The sequence below is a fragment of the Rhizobium sp. KNZ14-9A genome, from assembly GCF_056755015.1.
In genome coordinates, this window is record NZ_JBPGXB010000002.1 from 2,190,861 (window position 1) to 2,204,870 (window position 14,010).

Below are 14,010 nucleotides of genomic sequence, written 5' to 3' on the forward strand. Positions count from 1 at the left end.
CCTTCCTGCGCGAGGTCGCACATGTCGTTCGGAACATAGGTGTCCGAGGGCACCTCCAGAACCTGTGAACTCTCCCGAAGGCAGTTCTCGCACCGGATGTGCAGCCGCATCGGCGACTGCGATCTAACTGCTGCTAACCCCATAAATGTTCTCCTTTCGTTCCCATCAAGCCAGAACGATCGGAGTGAGTTGAGTCGATTCGTTAATATGGAAAATAAATCCAATTCCCGCTTGACTGGATTTTGAGTTGGATTTATTCTCCAACCATCAACGAAACGCCGCGGCGACGAGGATGGACGAGATGAGCAACGCAGACCTGACGGCGACCGCCCTCCGCGAAAACGTCAAGTGCCTGAATGAGGTGATCGGCAAAGTCCGTTCGCTGCATCAGTCCGGCAAGGGTGCTCCGAAGTCTGCCGCCCGGTACGTCGAATATCTCCGCGCCGCTCACGATCTCCGCGAGAAGGCCGAAGAGCTGGGCATGACCGGCTCGCTGGTTGAGGCCATGGCCCCAATCCCTTTCCGTGACCAGCTTGTCGGTCACACACCAGAACAGCGCCGCCGCATCGAGTGGAAAGGCGTCTTCGCCTTCCTCGGCCCGGTTGCTCGTCCCTTCATCACCAAGATTGCAGCCTGAGGAGTGAGGGCGTGACCTATCCAGAAGCAATCCGTGCCTTGAACAATCTGGCCTATGACGCGGCCAAAGCCTGCCCGACCGAAGAGGAGAAGCGTCAGCTTCGGCAGATTTGCTTTCAGCTCGACGCGCTCGTCGAGGCTCTGCCGAGCCGCACCGCTGATTTCCGCGGCGAGGTTCCGGCCCTTCAGTCCGCTCTCGTTCAGGGGGCACGGATATGAGCCGGAGCAAGAACAAGCAGCTCCCTCACCTTTGCGGCACCTGCAAGCTATCTTTCGGAAGCGACAACGCAATCCGAATGCACATCCGTGACGCCCACAAGGGTCGGCTCACCGTCATCTATCGCGAAGCCTCGTCGATCGATCTTCGAGATAATGAGCCGTCGTTCGCCGATCGCGCCATAGCGGCCAGCCTCGATATGGCGATGGGCATTCCGACTGATGACGCTTGGCTTCTTGGGGAGGGCTGATCGTGCCTAGTTATCACGATACGCGCAACCAAGCCATCTGCGACGAGTGCAGCAAGGTCAGCCTCAAGGGCCTCTCGTATCGCGATGACTTCGGCGTCCCCACTCGTCTGTGCAGTATTTGCGTCGACGAGCACGATAACCACCCCCTCATCGTCGCTGAACGCGAGTTTCATAAAGCGCTGGAGTCCGACCATGACGACTTCTGACATTCGAGCGCGCCTGGCCGAAATCAACGCCCGCGCCGAGCCTGTCCTCGAAGGATACGCCCGCCTTCACGCTGCGATCAGCAAGGCCGTCACCCTCATCCTCACCTTGGCCGCCGTCGGCGTCCTGACCGTCCTCTCTTTCGCGCCGACCGAGCAGTCGCTCAAGGAACGCGCCGTCATCAATCAGGAGAGCATTCCTCATGGCTGATCAAGCCGTAGCCACAGATCTGATTGTCGCCCTGCCGTCGGTCCCGAACGTTGCGACGTTCACCGACGAGAAGGAATTCGACAAGCTCTATGACGCGATCCTGCGGAAGGTAAACGAGCACGTCCACGACGTTTCGACCAAGGCTGGACGGGACGCGATCAAGTCCCTCGCCCACAAGATCGCAAAGACCAAAGTCGCTCTCGACAAACAGGGCTTTGCACTCACCGAGGAATGGCGCCTCAACAAAAAGAAGGTGGACGCCACCCGGAACAAGATCGAGGAGCGCTTGGTCGCCCTGCAGACGAAGTTCCGCCAGCCGCTCACCGATTGGGAGAAGGCTGAAGAGGCCCGCATCGAAAAGCATCAGTCGGCACTCGATACCCTGCTCGCGTTCATCAGCACGCCACTTGGCCTCGCCTCTGACGATCTGAAGGAAATGCGCGTCTCGGTCGACGAAACGGTCGTCGATGCTTCGTGGGAGGAATTTCAGGACCGCGCGGAGCTGGCAAAGCAGGATGCGCTGACTGCTCTCGATCGACTGATCGTCATTGCTGAAAAGCAGGAATCCGACGCCGCCGAGCTTGCTGCGCTGCGTGCCGCCCAGGCCGAGCGTGACCGTCAGGACGCCGAGCGCCGCGCCGCCGACGAGGCTGCACGAGCCGAAGAAGAACGCGTCGAGCGGGAGCGTCAAGCCGAAGAGCAGCGCAAGGCCGACATGGCGAAAGCCGCAGCGGAAGCGGCTGAGCGTGCTGAACGGGAAGCCGCCGAGCGTGTTGCCGCAGCCGGACGTGAGGCAGCAGAAGCCAAGCAGCGAGCTGAACGCGAGATTGCCGAGGCGAATGCGGCGGCCGAACGAGCCGCAGCCGCAGAACGCCAGCGCATCGCCGACGAGCAGGCAGCGGCACAGGCCGAAAAAGAGCGCCGCGAGGCCGATATCGAGCACCGCCGCACCGTCAACAATTCCGTCGTTACCGCCTTGGTGGCTTGCGCCGGGATCGACACCGACCAAGCCAAAAAGATCGTCGCCCACATGGTGAGCGGCCTGATCCCCAACGTCACCTTCACCTACTGAGGAGAACGCCCGTGAGCGCCGCAGCAAAGCAGCAGGAAATCACATTACACGAAGATGCCAAGCTAGTTCCGGCCAACGACGCGCCTATGGTCGCCATGATCGAGCGCATCGCCATGGATCCGAATATCCCGATCGACCGGCTCGAAAAGATGCTGGCGATGAAAGAGCGGATGGAGGATCGCAGCCGCGAGATGGCGCGCGAAGATCGTATCGAAGCAGCCCGTCGCGAATGGCTTTCCGCCTTCTCCGCCGTCCAAGCGGAGATCGGCCCGATCTTTCGCAGTAACGACAACAAGCATACGAAATCGAAATACGCCGATCTGGCGGACATCGAGCGCGTCGTCACGCCGATCCTGACCAAGCACGGATTTTCCACGACATCGGCGCCAGTGCATTGCGAACTGGCTGGCCATATCCGCATGCAGCTCACTATTGGACATGCCGGCGGCCACGAGAAGGTTTACGAGGACGACTTTCCTCTGGATATCGGCGGTTCTAACGGCACGGTCAACAAGACCGCTATCCAAGCCAAAGGCAGCACCCAGACATACGCGCGCCGGTATCTGAAGGCGAGCGCGCTTGATTTGGCCTTCTTCGATGACAAGGACGGAAACGCGCCCCCGGCTAAGGAAGACGCAACGCCGATCACCGAAGCGCAGGCGTCCGTCATCCGCGACTTGGTCCAGAAGGCAGAGCTCGAAATCGAGCAGTTCTGCAATCACTGGAAGATAGAAGCTATCCCAGACATCCCATTATCGAAGTTCAACGAGGTCGTCGGCTCGTTGCGCCGACGCATCGCCGTCATTGCGGAGAAGAAGGCGCAGAACAATGGATAAAATCATTCAGGGAACGGACGAGTGGTTTCAGGCCCGCGCCGGGAAGACGACAGCTTCCCGGATAGCCGATCTGATCAACAAGACCGCCAAGGGCGCATATGCGGCGACGAGGGAAACCTACGCCAAGCAGCTCGTCGTTGAGCGGCTGACGGGTAAGTCATTGGAAAAGTTCACCAGCAAGGAAATGCGCTGGGGAACCGAGACTGAAGCTGAAGCGCGAGCCGCTTACGTCTTCAATCGCGCCGCCGTCGTCAAGGAAGTCGGATTTATCCTTCATCCGACAGTCGGCGACAGCGGCGCGTCTCCAGACGGCTTGTCGGACGATGATGGCCTTCTGGAAATTAAGTGCCCCAAGACTGAGACGCACATTGAAACCCTCCTCAGCCAGGAGGTGCCTGAAGAATACATTCCCCAGATGCAGTGGCAGATGGCGTGCACTGGCCGCGCATGGTGCGACTTCGTGTCGTTCGACCCGCGCGTCGAGGAATACCTTCGGTTCTTCTGTAAGCACGTTCCTCGCGATGATGTATTCATTGCGGCGCTTGAGCGGGAAGTCATCGGCTTTATGAACGAGGTCCGCGGCACAGTCGCGAAGCTCGATCGCCTCTATAAGCCCGCGCCGGTTGATGCTGACGCCGACATGCTGATGGCGGGCTGACGATGACCACCAACAACCGTATCGTCGACACCGACCAAGCCCGCGACATGCTGGTGAAATACATCATGGGCAAGACGATGCCCTTCACCTGCTCGATAACCGATGGCAAGCACCGGACCAGCGACCAGAACCGGCTTCAGCGCCAATGGGTGTTGGAAATCTCGGTGCAGCTCGGCGACCAGTCGCCAGAAGAGGTGCGCGGCTACTGCAAGCTTCATTTCGGCGTGCCGATCCTCCGGAACGAGAATGACGTGTTCAAGGCGGAATATGACGCCGTGATCATGCCGCTCCCCTACGAGCACAAGCTGAAACTGATGATGGTGCCGTTTGACTTTGGAGTCACTCGGATCATGACGACACGCCAGAAGACGACCTATCTCGACGCCGTCCATCGGCATTTCTCCGAGCAGGGTCTCATCCTCACCAATCCAGAAGATTTGAAGCGGAGGGCGGCATGATCGGCCCCTTCCTCATCTGCGATCTACGCCCCGAGTGGAGCTGGCGCCCATATGTGACGTTCTGGCGCCCGAACAACGCAAATTATGCCTATCCGCTCGTTTGGTCCGGTGACTACACCGTAGCCGAGGTCATGAAGGGCGCCGGCTATTATACGACCGTCGAAAGCGGAATCCTCATCCGCTTCCCGATCCTGCGTTCGCTCGTCGTGCCGATGGCGGTAGCGCCGGAGCGTGGCCACATCGATGGCGATACTGGCCCTGTTGTTCTTCAGAATCCCGAAACCTGCGCGAAGTTGAGAGAGCTTGCCTATCACCCGGCGATCTTGGCCTTCGCCAATGCGGAGCTGGCATCATGATCGACTGGCAGAAAACCGCTTCTCACGTCGTCGGCGAGGTTCACCGCAACCTTCCGGCCGATGCCGACCTCGCCACCCGCAAGAAAGCCTTGCGCGCCGCTCGACCTTGGGAGTTCGCATCGACGAGCTGGGGCCGGAAAGTCTGGGCCAAGCACTCCCGAAAATATCTCGAGAAGTTCGGACTGCCGCCGCTGAAGGCGAAGGCCGTTGAAGATCACATGTCGCCGCTTGAGCGGCTGATGGCAAAGGGAAAGGCAGGTGCGCCATGAGGGACTTCGCCCACATCCACATCATCCCGACCTATCGCGGCGGCGACCCCGCCCCCACAGGCTATCTCGAATGGCACGAATGGGCACGTGTCCAGTTGCACGCCGGCCTGCGTCAACAGCGCTGCGGAAAGTGCAACCTTTACAAATTTCCTCAGGAACTCAGCGGCGAGACGTTCAATCGCAAGCTGGTTTGCAACGAGTGCTTCATGAAAGGTGGTGAAGCGTGACGCACGTCAAATCTCATGAGCGCCGGCCGCCTTCCAAGCCGCCAGAATACATCAACACCCACATGGCCTTGATGACGCGCACCGAGCAGCGCATCGCCTTCGCCCGCCGTCATGGCGTCGTCGTCGACGAGAATTCCGACGCTGATCAATCAGCCGAGCGCAAGTCGATCATCGAGCGCTTCATGCCGTGGTTCATCGGGAGGCGCGCATGAGGACAGTTGAAGAATGGGTAGGCCGGACCGACGACAGCGCGCCGACCGATGCATGCAAGGATCGCATTCTCCGAAAGCAGGACGACAAGTGCGCCTTGACCGGTCATGCCTTCCGACCAGGCGACAAGATCGAGTTTGATCACATCACGCCGCTATGGCTCGGCGGCCAGAACCGCGAGGGAAACCTGCAGGCTGTGCTCGGTTCCGCCCACAAGGAAAAGACCAACGCGGAAGCGACTGTCCGCTCGAAGGTCAATGCCAACCGGCTGAAGCACCTCGGCATCAAGAAGAAATCCAGCCTTTCCAACAACCGTTTCAAAAAGCTGATGTCCGGCGAAGTCGTCGATCGGCGTACTGGGGAGATCGTCTGCAATGGCCGATAATCAGCCACGCTACACCACGAAACGCATGCGCGACGAGATCGCTAAGGCGAAGGCATATGCGCGCCGGGAAGCGTTCGAAGACGCGGCGAAGATCGCCGAATTCAACTGCATCACGATGAGCGGGAGCGAGATCGCCGAGGAGATCCGGAAGGCTGCTCAGCCCGCACCCGCCGAACGAATGAACGCGCGGGAGGCCAACGATGCTGGCGTCGAGTGGACGCCAACCCCACCGCCCCTCACACTCGTGGCAATCGAGCAGGCCGACCGCCCCTCCGCTTCGGGGGTGAAGCTGTGACTAACGGCCCCCGTCAACGTTTGGGTCGCCGTACAATGCCAAGCTCTTCTCGCGCGAGTTGGTACATGACACGCACGACGGCATGTGCCGGTCGGTGGCGATCGAAAAGTTCAGGATTGTCGCAGAGAACGGCGACCGTCCTCTCTACCAGACGCTGTTTAAACGCCGCGTCTGGCGAGAACCTACCGGCCAATTGCAATAGGAAGGAGCGAAAATCGCTGTCCTCGATGGCCACAATCGTGCCCCCATGCATCACGCAGACGGGAGCAGATATCCACCCTCAGTCGTCACCGTCTACACATTCGGTGAGTGACGATACGGCAAGCATACGCCTGTTCCTACCAGAGTCAACTCCATCGCCCGTAGAGAACCTGGGCTCATCCCTTCCAGCCTCGCTTCCGACAAAAGTTCTCAGCGGCCTCGTATGCGCTAGATCTATCAACGAACGGGCCAAGAAAACCAACCTTCTCCCGAAAGGTGACGACAACCGTCTTTGTGAAGTCATCGTAGAAAATACGCATGTTCGATTCATAGGGGACAGTGCTGGACATTATCTGCTCCGCGCTTCCGCGGGAGCTCAGTTATCTCCCAGCCGCCGAGATCTCGGCGATCAGCAGGATGTAGGGCGCGGCTCACATAAGTCTAAGACAGCGCTCACAAAGCTCCCCCCATCACCCGCACAGGAGGAGGTGACGCCCGCCGACCCCATATCGCGTTCGCAAAACGTTCAAGTTGCGCCGCAATCCCCTAATTTAGCCCAACCAGAAGGGGAACAAACTGAGGCGGCGGCACTCGCAGAACATGTGTTAGCGGCGCCGATGTGGCCTAGATCTAAAACGTTTAGGGAAGAACCGCCAAAACAGCAGGAGCCGGAGAGTGGATCACTTTCCGGCTCCATGCGGCGAAATTGGGTTCAGTTAGCGGCAGACATTGGTCGTCCGCGTAACTCGCTCACCATACCGATACGTCGTTACCCGTTTGGTGAAGCAAGACGGATGGCGCCGGTAGTCTTCATGGACCATTCGAGCTCTCCACCCACGATGACCGTTATACCAGCCACGGTGCTCGCCACGTTCCCAGCCGCGATGCAGGCCCGGACCGTCGTCAGTACGAATGATGACGCTGTCCGCATAGGAAGCGGCCGGGACGGCAATGACGGACGAAAATGCCAGAGCTACAGCAAGGATCATTTTTTTCATGGGGCTTTACCTGAAGTTATTGGACCGCGGTTAAATGATTGCCCGGTCTTTGCGTTCCACCAAAAAACTCACTTCGGACTTCAGTCTGAGGAGACGTCAGACCATTGGCGCACCTGTGGAAAACCCCTGTGGAAACCGGGGAGACAATGACTAAGCACGCTGAAATCCCCGCTGGCTGCTGGCCTGCTGTCCTCAGGGACGAGCATGCGGCCGCCTATGCCGGCGAGAAGACGGTTGACGCCTTCTTGAGCCGCGTGGGAACAATATGGCCGAAGCCGTTCATCGACACGGGCACGGGCAAAGGGAAGTTCAGGGCGTGGCGGAAGATCGATCTGGACAGGGCGATCGACCCAGGAAGCGTAAGCGGCGCTCCGGAGGCATATTGATGGTGCCTGTGGCAATGCCGCGGTACACGTCATTCAAGACGCTCGCCAGTGGCTCTATCGGATATTACTGGACCTGCCCTAGCCTCTACCGGAAAGCCGGCTGCCCCTACCTGAGCGCAGCTTTGGGCGAGAACCTTCCGCAAAATGAACTGATCGCCGCAGCGAAGGTTTGGAACGACCGCCTTGATGCCTGGAAAGCAGAGCGAAACCCGATGGCGCCGGCCGAGTCGCTGTCAAAGTACGGCACCGTCGAATGGCTCGAAAACGCCTACCTGAAGCACGATTCGTTCCTCCAGCGCGTGGCCGAGTTCAGCCGCCCGGACTATAAACGCGTCCTCGATCGCGTTTGCGATACGAAGATCAAGCGGGAATCCACCGGCGAAGAGCTCCGCGTCGGTGACATCAAGATCATAAATATCGCCGTCAGCACGGCAGAGAAGATCTACCAAGCGTTTTCGGGCGATGGAGGCAACCGGACAGGGGAAAAGGTCGTCACGTACTGCAAGGCGATGTGGAAGCGAATGAAGCCACATCACCCCGAGCTATTTAGAGCCGACACGCCGAATCCGTGGGAAGGCGTCACCCTCAAGAGGCGGAAGAAGGAGACCAAGGGTCATGTCGACCGGGCGACGGTCTATGCTTTCGCCAACGGCGCGATCGCAAACGGCCGCGGGGAATTGGCCGCGGCTGCCGTGCTGGCCTTCGAGTGGCTGATGCGCCCCTCCTCCATCGGCGCCGGCTACGCGCCGTGGACCGGTTACCGTGCCTCCGACCACCCAGACAAGATTCGCCTGAAGCACCGAAAGACGGACGAGCTCGCCCTGCACCCGCTCGAATATCTCGACGAGGAGACGGGAGGACTCGTCAAACTCTACGAAGACGCAGAGAAGATCCTCGCCCAGACGCCGCGCTACGGCACGTCGATCGTCTGCAAGAAAAATGGCGTGCTGTTCGGAGACGGAACGTTCCTGGCGCACGAGGTCCGCGAGATGGCCGACAAACTTCGCGACGACGGCGAATCAATCCCGGTCGGCTTCAGCCTGGACAAGTGCAGGCATGGCGGCATGACGGAGTTGGAAGAGAGTGGGCTGACCGAAGGACAGGGTCGAGTGCTATCGAAGCACAAGACGGCGGCCGCATATCGTGGCTATGCGAAGGAGACGGAAAAGCGCGTCTTGGAGGCCACGAAGAAGCGTTTCGGCCATTCTGAACAGCCGAAAATTATGAACAAAAACAATGATGGTAAAAAAGAGAAAAAGGCGTGATTTCGGCGCTCTTATTCAGAACGGCCATTGATTCTATTGCATTTATCGGGGATTTGCAGTCCTCTGCGTCACCACTCCGCCACGAGGCCTCACAGGCTGTCATGTTAGCCGTGGCGAGCGTTTAGAATGATCGTAAGGAAATCGCAAGAGGGCTTTCCAAAAACATTTCCTGCAATTTCAAACTCCGGCCACATCCGGCGCATATAGAACAAGGACCGAACCAGTCCCGAAGGGCGCCGCGACAGCCGCACGCATAGCTGATGATATAAGGCCCATTCTGCTGGAAATTCGCGCTCGGTTGAACAACAATTGAGCTAGCAGCTGCTCAGACAGGCCTCCAGGCTATCTAAATTGCACAATAGGCATATCTCAACGAGTTTAGCCGATCACTTATATTCATCCAGGAGGCGCGATCTGCGATCGCAACAACGCCTTCACTTTCTTTATATTAGAGATATCGAAATATCACCTCAAGCATTAGTAACGAATTCTTAACTTGACTTTCAGAATCGTCATTCCATGCTGCCTATGGGAGAGACAGGAGCAGAGATGAATTGGGTGCCGTTGAATTCCAAACAGATCCGCGCCGTATCCTACGATCCAGAAACCCAGGTTCTTCATGCCAAATTTGCCGGCCGCCGCCCAGTCCGGCATGTCGGGGTGCCACCGCATATCTATGACAATCTCGTCGAAACCAGCGATCCGGAATTTTACTATAAATATTACCTTGAGCCTTCGCGTATTCAGACCGGCTGGTGGCGGAAAGCCAGCCTCAGCTCTAATGCGGTGAAGCTGCTGATGATTCTCGTCGGCGCACTCGTGATCACGGCGACGGCGCTTGAGGAAAATGGCGAGTTGCCCATCCACCTGTCCGAGATCACAGGGTCGGGCACGACCTCTCCAGCCTCTGGCGAAAGGCCCGCCGTCTCTCCGCAGTGACGGAGCCCACTACCCAAGCAACCGCAGTGCGCCGATCAGCCAGCAGGCAGTTCAATCAGCCCGTCGTCGACATGGTCGCTTATGGCTTCCTTGGCGACTTCACGCGGGGCGCTTTCGGCGATGCCACCAGACTGCAATGCGTCGCCGCCATCTGCGTGCTATCGGCAGGTCGTGGGATAAGACGAGGAAGCCCAGCGGCAGCATCCAGAACCCGAGAACAGGCAAAAAGCCCAAGACGCCGCCGAAAATGAGCAGCGCTCCGGTCGCCATGCGTGCGATGCGCGAGCGCGGCATCGGCACCCGCAGCGAGCCGAGAACCAGCTTGCCATCCCTGTGGTCGATCCCGAAACGTTTTTCTCCGGCCTTTTTCGGCCCATTTTTCCTGCTAGTCATCCACAAAAGATGGGCTCAAGCGCCGCGAATACAAGCTGATTTCATTTTTTTGAAAAAACTGCTTGGCAAATCGGGAAAGCATTTGTATTACCCCGCTCACGCCGCGGCCAAGCGGTGATCCCTGGTAGCTCAGCGGTAGAGCATTCGACTGTTAATCGACAGGTCGCCGGTTCGAATCCGGCCCGGGGAGCCAGTTTCGAAGGGCCTTGTTGCAAAACAAGGCCCTTTTTCATTGCCTGTTTTCAATGAGATAGCCTGATTTCCTGAGTTTTCGACGGTTCGATTTGCTGAGCCGGTTTGTAGATCTCCGTACATTCTCCTTACTTTCGACCGACATGGCGCAATGAGCAAGACGCTCTGCGGCCAATATGCTGACGCTAGCACTTCGGGCGATGACACTTGCACTCGCCTGAATTTTCGCCAAAATCCTGATCGCAATGCGCGGACTCCTAATATTAGCGTGGCCCGTGTCCGGAATTTTCATTCATAAATCAAAATAGAATTGCAGACGGCAGCGTGGCGGCAGCAATCGGCTCATCGAAGCTGAATGGTTCAAATTCCCAGACCTTTCTTCACGACGAGGATGCGACATGGATTTCGACGCATCGCAAGGTGACAGAAAATACCCGACCAGCAAGCAGGTGGGCGGGCTCGTCGAATGTTCAGGTTTGCAGGTCGAGCTCCGGCATTTCGATCCGGGCTGGCAGGTCGATCTCACCCTCGAATGCACGGAAATAGCAGTCCTGCTGTCGGGTCAGTCGAAGATCAGGTGGACCGGCGACGGTCACCGGCGGGAGGCTATCGCCCGCCCCGGCGTTGCATGGGTATGTCCCGCCGGTGTCAATGAGAGCGCCGTAGAGATCGTCGGCACCATGCCCGAGTCCCTTCACATCTTCCTGCCGCCATCGCTCGTCGGTGAGAGCGCCCTTTCGAACTTCGACATCGACCCGTCCAAGGTGCAGCTCGCCTATGCGGGCGGTGTCCCTGATCCGGTGGTCTTGCAGATCGGCGAGCTCTTTCGTGGTGTGCTGAATCGCAAACTGGAAGCGACAGACCGGCTGTTTCTCGACGGGATTCAGCAGGCCCTGGCCGCGCATTTGCTCGGCACCTATTCGTCAGCACGTTGGCGTCCGCCGACGCGGACACCTGCCATCGATCCGAAAAGGCTGCGGCGCGTCCTCGATTTCATCGAGGCTCGCATTGCGGCGGAGATCTCGCTCGAAGACCTTGCGGCCGAGGCTTGCCTCAGCCCCTTTCACTTTTCCCGCACGTTTCGCGCGGCCACCGGTTTCACCCCGCATCGCTACGTCACCCAGCGACGGATCGAGGCGGCCAAAGAGAAGCTGCGACTCGCGCAGTCCTCGCTGGTGGAGATTGCCATCGACACCGGCTTCGGCTCGCAGGCCAATTTCACCCGCGTCTTCCGCAAGATGACGGGCTTGACGCCTGGCCAGTACCGCACGCTTTTCACCTCCTAGCAATATCCCCGTCCTGACGCGTTCGCCGGCCCCTTTCTGCGCAGTCCGAGCGCAAGATCTGCAAATACTGCAGCAAGAGATGGAAATACCGCAAAGCGCCTTCCGGCCTACACCTGTCTCATCGAACGGGGGTATCCCCGACCGAAGAGGGGAGACCGGGAAATGATTACTACTGACGAAGCCCGTAGGGTCATCGCCGCCGGCGAGGCGCGGGCAAGAGAAATCGGCGTTCCAGCCAATATCGCAGTCCTCGACGCAGGCGCCTACATGAAGGCGTTTGTCCGAATGGACGGAGCCCTGCTGGGCTCCATCGACATCGCCGTTAACAAGGCCCGGACGGCGGCACTGTTTTCCATGCGCACTGAAGCAATCGGTGAATTCTGCAAACCCGGGGGCACCTCGTTCGGCCTGGAGCAGACCAATGGCGGCCTCGTCGTCTTCGCCGGCGGCATTCCCCTCACCAATGGACGCAATATCGTGATCGGTGCAGTCGGCGTGTCCGGAGGGGCCGTCGCCCAGGACCTCGAGATTGCCCAGGCTGCAGCGGCCGCCCTCACCGCCTGAAATGCTTTTCAACCCCAAGCACATCGAAAGGAGTTATTATGACCAAGACCATTCTCATCACTGGCGCAGGGTCCGGTTTCGGCAAAGCCGCCGGCATCGGCATGGCCAAGAACGGCCACAACATCATCGCCACCACGCAGGTTTCGTCGCAGGTCACGCCGCTGCGCGAAGAAGCGGCCGCTCTCGGCCTGAAGAACTTTCGCGTCGAGCGCCTCGATCTCACCGACCCCTATGACATCAAACAGGCGCAGGGTTGGGATTTCGAAGTGCTCTGGAACAATGCAGGCATGGGCGAGGCCGGCCCGGTCTGGGAAATTCCGGTCGAGCTCGTCCGCAAGAACTATGAAGTCAATGTCTTCCTGCCGCTGGTATTGACCCAGGGTGTCGTCCAGAAATGGGTGCGCGAAAGCAAGAAGGGCAAAGTGGTCTTCACCTCCTCGATGGGCGGCCTGTTCACTCCGGCCAACTGGGGCACCTACGTCTCCACCAAGCACGCCCTGGAATCGATCGCCGAAGCGCTGCAGCAGGAGCTTGGTTCTTACGGCATCAAGATCCAGACGATCAACCCGGGCGCCTACTACACCGGCTATAACGAGACGATGGCCGATAATCCTTTCCGGTGGCTCGATGACAGCAAGAACTTCACCAAGCGGGCAGACCTGCGCAACGGCTTCAACGACTTCTTCGCCACCCCTGAAGGCAAGATGGACCCGCAGGAAATGATCGACCGGATGATCGAGGTCGTCCCCGCCGACACAGGCAAGTTTCGCAACGTGGTTCCAAAGGTCATCGAAGACATGCTGAAGGAGCATCAGCTCAAGGCCTGGGAAAACCAGATCTGATCGGCGCAGAGCCTCGCAGGCGACACCCGCTCAGCGGGTGTCGCACCACCAATCAATCTCTGGAGGAAGCCATGTCCATCACCGCAAGTGCCATCGTCCACAGCCCGGGATCCCTCGCCCGCCGCATCTTCAACGCTGCGCTCGGCATCGCCGCCACCATCCTGGCCCTTTGCGGGCTCGAAGCCCGGGCGGTCTCGCAGACGCTGACCGAAACCGAACGCCGCAACAAGACGGCCGTCGAGGTTGGCTTTGAGAAGTGGGCGTCTGGCACGGGCAGCCCCTATGACCTGCTCGCCGACGACGTCCGCTGGACGATCGAGGGCTACTCGCTGGCATCGAAGACCTATCCGAGCCGTGAGGCGTTCCTGCGCGAGGTGATCCGCCCGTTCAATGCCCGCATGAAGGCGCCGCTGAAGCCCGTGATCCGCAACGTCTATGCCGACGGCGACACCGTGATCGTCTTTTTCGATGCCCGCGGCATCGCCCGCGACGGAAAACCTTACGTCAACACATATGCCTGGTTTCTCGACATGCGCGACGACCGTATCGTCCGAGCTTCGGCCTTCTTCGATTCGGTCGCGTTCAACGACTTCTGGACCCGTGTGACGCCATCCGAATAGGCCAGGACCGACCTGCGTTCCAAAGCGGCGCTGCAGCGAGC

At 59.1% G+C, this 14,010-nt stretch carries 23 protein-coding genes and 1 tRNA gene; 23 read left to right on the top strand and 1 reads right to left on the bottom strand.

Going from position 1 to position 14,010, the window contains the following annotated elements; genetic code table 11:
• Window positions 1-301: 301 nt before the first annotated feature.
• From ACR9ZQ_RS17475 to ACR9ZQ_RS17560, 18 genes are all read left to right on the top strand, one after another.
• Window positions 302-637, top strand: a complete 336-nt coding sequence (locus tag ACR9ZQ_RS17475; protein ID WP_481428412.1) for a hypothetical protein — start codon at window positions 302-304, stop codon at window positions 635-637.
• An 11-nt stretch (window positions 638-648) separates the two neighbouring features.
• The gene (locus ACR9ZQ_RS17480) at window positions 649-855 is read left to right on the top strand and encodes a hypothetical protein (protein ID WP_442206316.1); all 207 of its coding nucleotides are present in this window, start codon (window positions 649-651) and stop codon (window positions 853-855) included.
• Window positions 856-932: 77 nt separating this feature from the next.
• Window positions 933-1,103, top strand: a complete 171-nt coding sequence (locus tag ACR9ZQ_RS17485) for a hypothetical protein (protein ID WP_481428413.1) — start codon at window positions 933-935, stop codon at window positions 1,101-1,103.
• Window positions 1,104-1,105: 2 nt separating this feature from the next.
• Complete coding sequence (locus ACR9ZQ_RS17490; RefSeq protein WP_481428414.1) at window positions 1,106-1,309, top strand: hypothetical protein; 204 nt, start codon at window positions 1,106-1,108, stop codon at window positions 1,307-1,309.
• Entirely contained in the window at window positions 1,296-1,517 is a 222-nt protein-coding gene (locus ACR9ZQ_RS17495; protein WP_481428415.1) for a hypothetical protein, read from the top strand. Before ACR9ZQ_RS17490 ends, ACR9ZQ_RS17495 begins: the two co-directional genes overlap by 14 nt.
• The gene (locus ACR9ZQ_RS17500; RefSeq protein WP_481428416.1) at window positions 1,510-2,589 is read left to right on the top strand and encodes a hypothetical protein; all 1,080 of its coding nucleotides are present in this window, start codon (window positions 1,510-1,512) and stop codon (window positions 2,587-2,589) included. The genes ACR9ZQ_RS17495 and ACR9ZQ_RS17500 overlap by 8 nt, the downstream gene beginning before the upstream one ends.
• 11 nt (window positions 2,590-2,600) lie before the next feature.
• Window positions 2,601-3,425 carry an ERF family protein gene (locus ACR9ZQ_RS17505; RefSeq protein WP_481428417.1) on the top strand — a complete coding sequence of 275 codons (825 nt, stop codon included), beginning with the start codon at window positions 2,601-2,603 and terminating at the stop codon, window positions 3,423-3,425.
• Window positions 3,418-4,083 (top strand): lambda exonuclease family protein, encoded by a 666-nt coding sequence (locus ACR9ZQ_RS17510; RefSeq protein ID WP_481428418.1) that lies wholly within the window; start codon window positions 3,418-3,420, stop codon window positions 4,081-4,083. The genes ACR9ZQ_RS17505 and ACR9ZQ_RS17510 overlap by 8 nt, the downstream gene beginning before the upstream one ends.
• Before the next feature lie 2 nt (window positions 4,084-4,085).
• On the top strand, window positions 4,086-4,541 hold the full coding sequence (locus ACR9ZQ_RS17515) for a hypothetical protein (protein WP_481428419.1): 456 nt from the start codon (window positions 4,086-4,088) through the stop codon (window positions 4,539-4,541).
• On the top strand, window positions 4,538-4,897 hold the full coding sequence (locus ACR9ZQ_RS17520) for a hypothetical protein (protein WP_481428420.1): 360 nt from the start codon (window positions 4,538-4,540) through the stop codon (window positions 4,895-4,897). Before ACR9ZQ_RS17515 ends, ACR9ZQ_RS17520 begins: the two co-directional genes overlap by 4 nt.
• Complete coding sequence (locus ACR9ZQ_RS17525) at window positions 4,894-5,166, top strand: hypothetical protein (RefSeq protein ID WP_481428421.1); 273 nt, start codon at window positions 4,894-4,896, stop codon at window positions 5,164-5,166. The genes ACR9ZQ_RS17520 and ACR9ZQ_RS17525 overlap by 4 nt, the downstream gene beginning before the upstream one ends.
• Entirely contained in the window at window positions 5,163-5,393 is a 231-nt protein-coding gene (locus ACR9ZQ_RS17530) for a hypothetical protein (protein ID WP_113206785.1), read from the top strand. The genes ACR9ZQ_RS17525 and ACR9ZQ_RS17530 overlap by 4 nt, the downstream gene beginning before the upstream one ends.
• Window positions 5,390-5,605, top strand: a complete 216-nt coding sequence (locus ACR9ZQ_RS17535; protein WP_481428422.1) for a hypothetical protein — start codon at window positions 5,390-5,392, stop codon at window positions 5,603-5,605. The genes ACR9ZQ_RS17530 and ACR9ZQ_RS17535 overlap by 4 nt, the downstream gene beginning before the upstream one ends.
• Complete coding sequence (locus ACR9ZQ_RS17540) at window positions 5,602-5,988, top strand: HNH endonuclease (RefSeq protein ID WP_481428423.1); 387 nt, start codon at window positions 5,602-5,604, stop codon at window positions 5,986-5,988. Before ACR9ZQ_RS17535 ends, ACR9ZQ_RS17540 begins: the two co-directional genes overlap by 4 nt.
• Window positions 5,978-6,283, top strand: coding sequence for a hypothetical protein (locus ACR9ZQ_RS17545; protein WP_481428424.1), 306 nt, complete (start codon window positions 5,978-5,980; stop codon window positions 6,281-6,283). The genes ACR9ZQ_RS17540 and ACR9ZQ_RS17545 overlap by 11 nt, the downstream gene beginning before the upstream one ends.
• A gap of 1,345 nt (window positions 6,284-7,628) precedes the next feature.
• Window positions 7,629-7,868: a hypothetical protein gene (locus ACR9ZQ_RS17550; RefSeq protein ID WP_481428425.1), complete on the top strand. Its 240-nt coding sequence runs from the start codon at window positions 7,629-7,631 to the stop codon at window positions 7,866-7,868.
• Window positions 7,868-9,133, top strand: a complete 1,266-nt coding sequence (locus tag ACR9ZQ_RS17555; protein WP_481428426.1) for a hypothetical protein — start codon at window positions 7,868-7,870, stop codon at window positions 9,131-9,133. Before ACR9ZQ_RS17550 ends, ACR9ZQ_RS17555 begins: the two co-directional genes overlap by 1 nt.
• Window positions 9,134-9,682: 549 nt before the next feature.
• Entirely contained in the window at window positions 9,683-10,072 is a 390-nt protein-coding gene (locus tag ACR9ZQ_RS17560; RefSeq protein ID WP_113324091.1) for a KTSC domain-containing protein, read from the top strand.
• A gap of 99 nt (window positions 10,073-10,171) precedes the next feature.
• Here ACR9ZQ_RS17560 and ACR9ZQ_RS17565 read toward each other — a convergent pair whose 3' ends face one another.
• A complete protein-coding gene (locus tag ACR9ZQ_RS17565; RefSeq protein ID WP_481428427.1) occupies window positions 10,172-10,465 on the bottom strand; it encodes a hypothetical protein in 294 nt (97 codons plus the stop codon).
• 118 nt (window positions 10,466-10,583) lie between these two features.
• Between ACR9ZQ_RS17565 and ACR9ZQ_RS17570 the strand changes: the two genes are divergently transcribed.
• The 5 genes from ACR9ZQ_RS17570 (at window position 10,584) to ACR9ZQ_RS17590 (ending at window position 13,969) form a co-directional block, all read left to right on the top strand.
• Window positions 10,584-10,658, top strand: a tRNA-Asn gene (locus ACR9ZQ_RS17570).
• A gap of 397 nt (window positions 10,659-11,055) precedes the next feature.
• Entirely contained in the window at window positions 11,056-11,943 is an 888-nt protein-coding gene (locus tag ACR9ZQ_RS17575; RefSeq protein WP_481428428.1) for a helix-turn-helix domain-containing protein, read from the top strand.
• A gap of 162 nt (window positions 11,944-12,105) precedes the next feature.
• The gene (locus tag ACR9ZQ_RS17580) at window positions 12,106-12,507 is read left to right on the top strand and encodes a GlcG/HbpS family heme-binding protein (protein WP_310383109.1); all 402 of its coding nucleotides are present in this window, start codon (window positions 12,106-12,108) and stop codon (window positions 12,505-12,507) included.
• A gap of 38 nt (window positions 12,508-12,545) precedes the next feature.
• The gene (locus tag ACR9ZQ_RS17585; RefSeq protein ID WP_481428429.1) at window positions 12,546-13,349 is read left to right on the top strand and encodes an SDR family oxidoreductase; all 804 of its coding nucleotides are present in this window, start codon (window positions 12,546-12,548) and stop codon (window positions 13,347-13,349) included.
• A gap of 71 nt (window positions 13,350-13,420) precedes the next feature.
• Window positions 13,421-13,969 (top strand): nuclear transport factor 2 family protein, encoded by a 549-nt coding sequence (locus ACR9ZQ_RS17590; RefSeq protein ID WP_481428430.1) that lies wholly within the window; start codon window positions 13,421-13,423, stop codon window positions 13,967-13,969.
• Window positions 13,970-14,010: the final 41 nt, after the last annotated feature.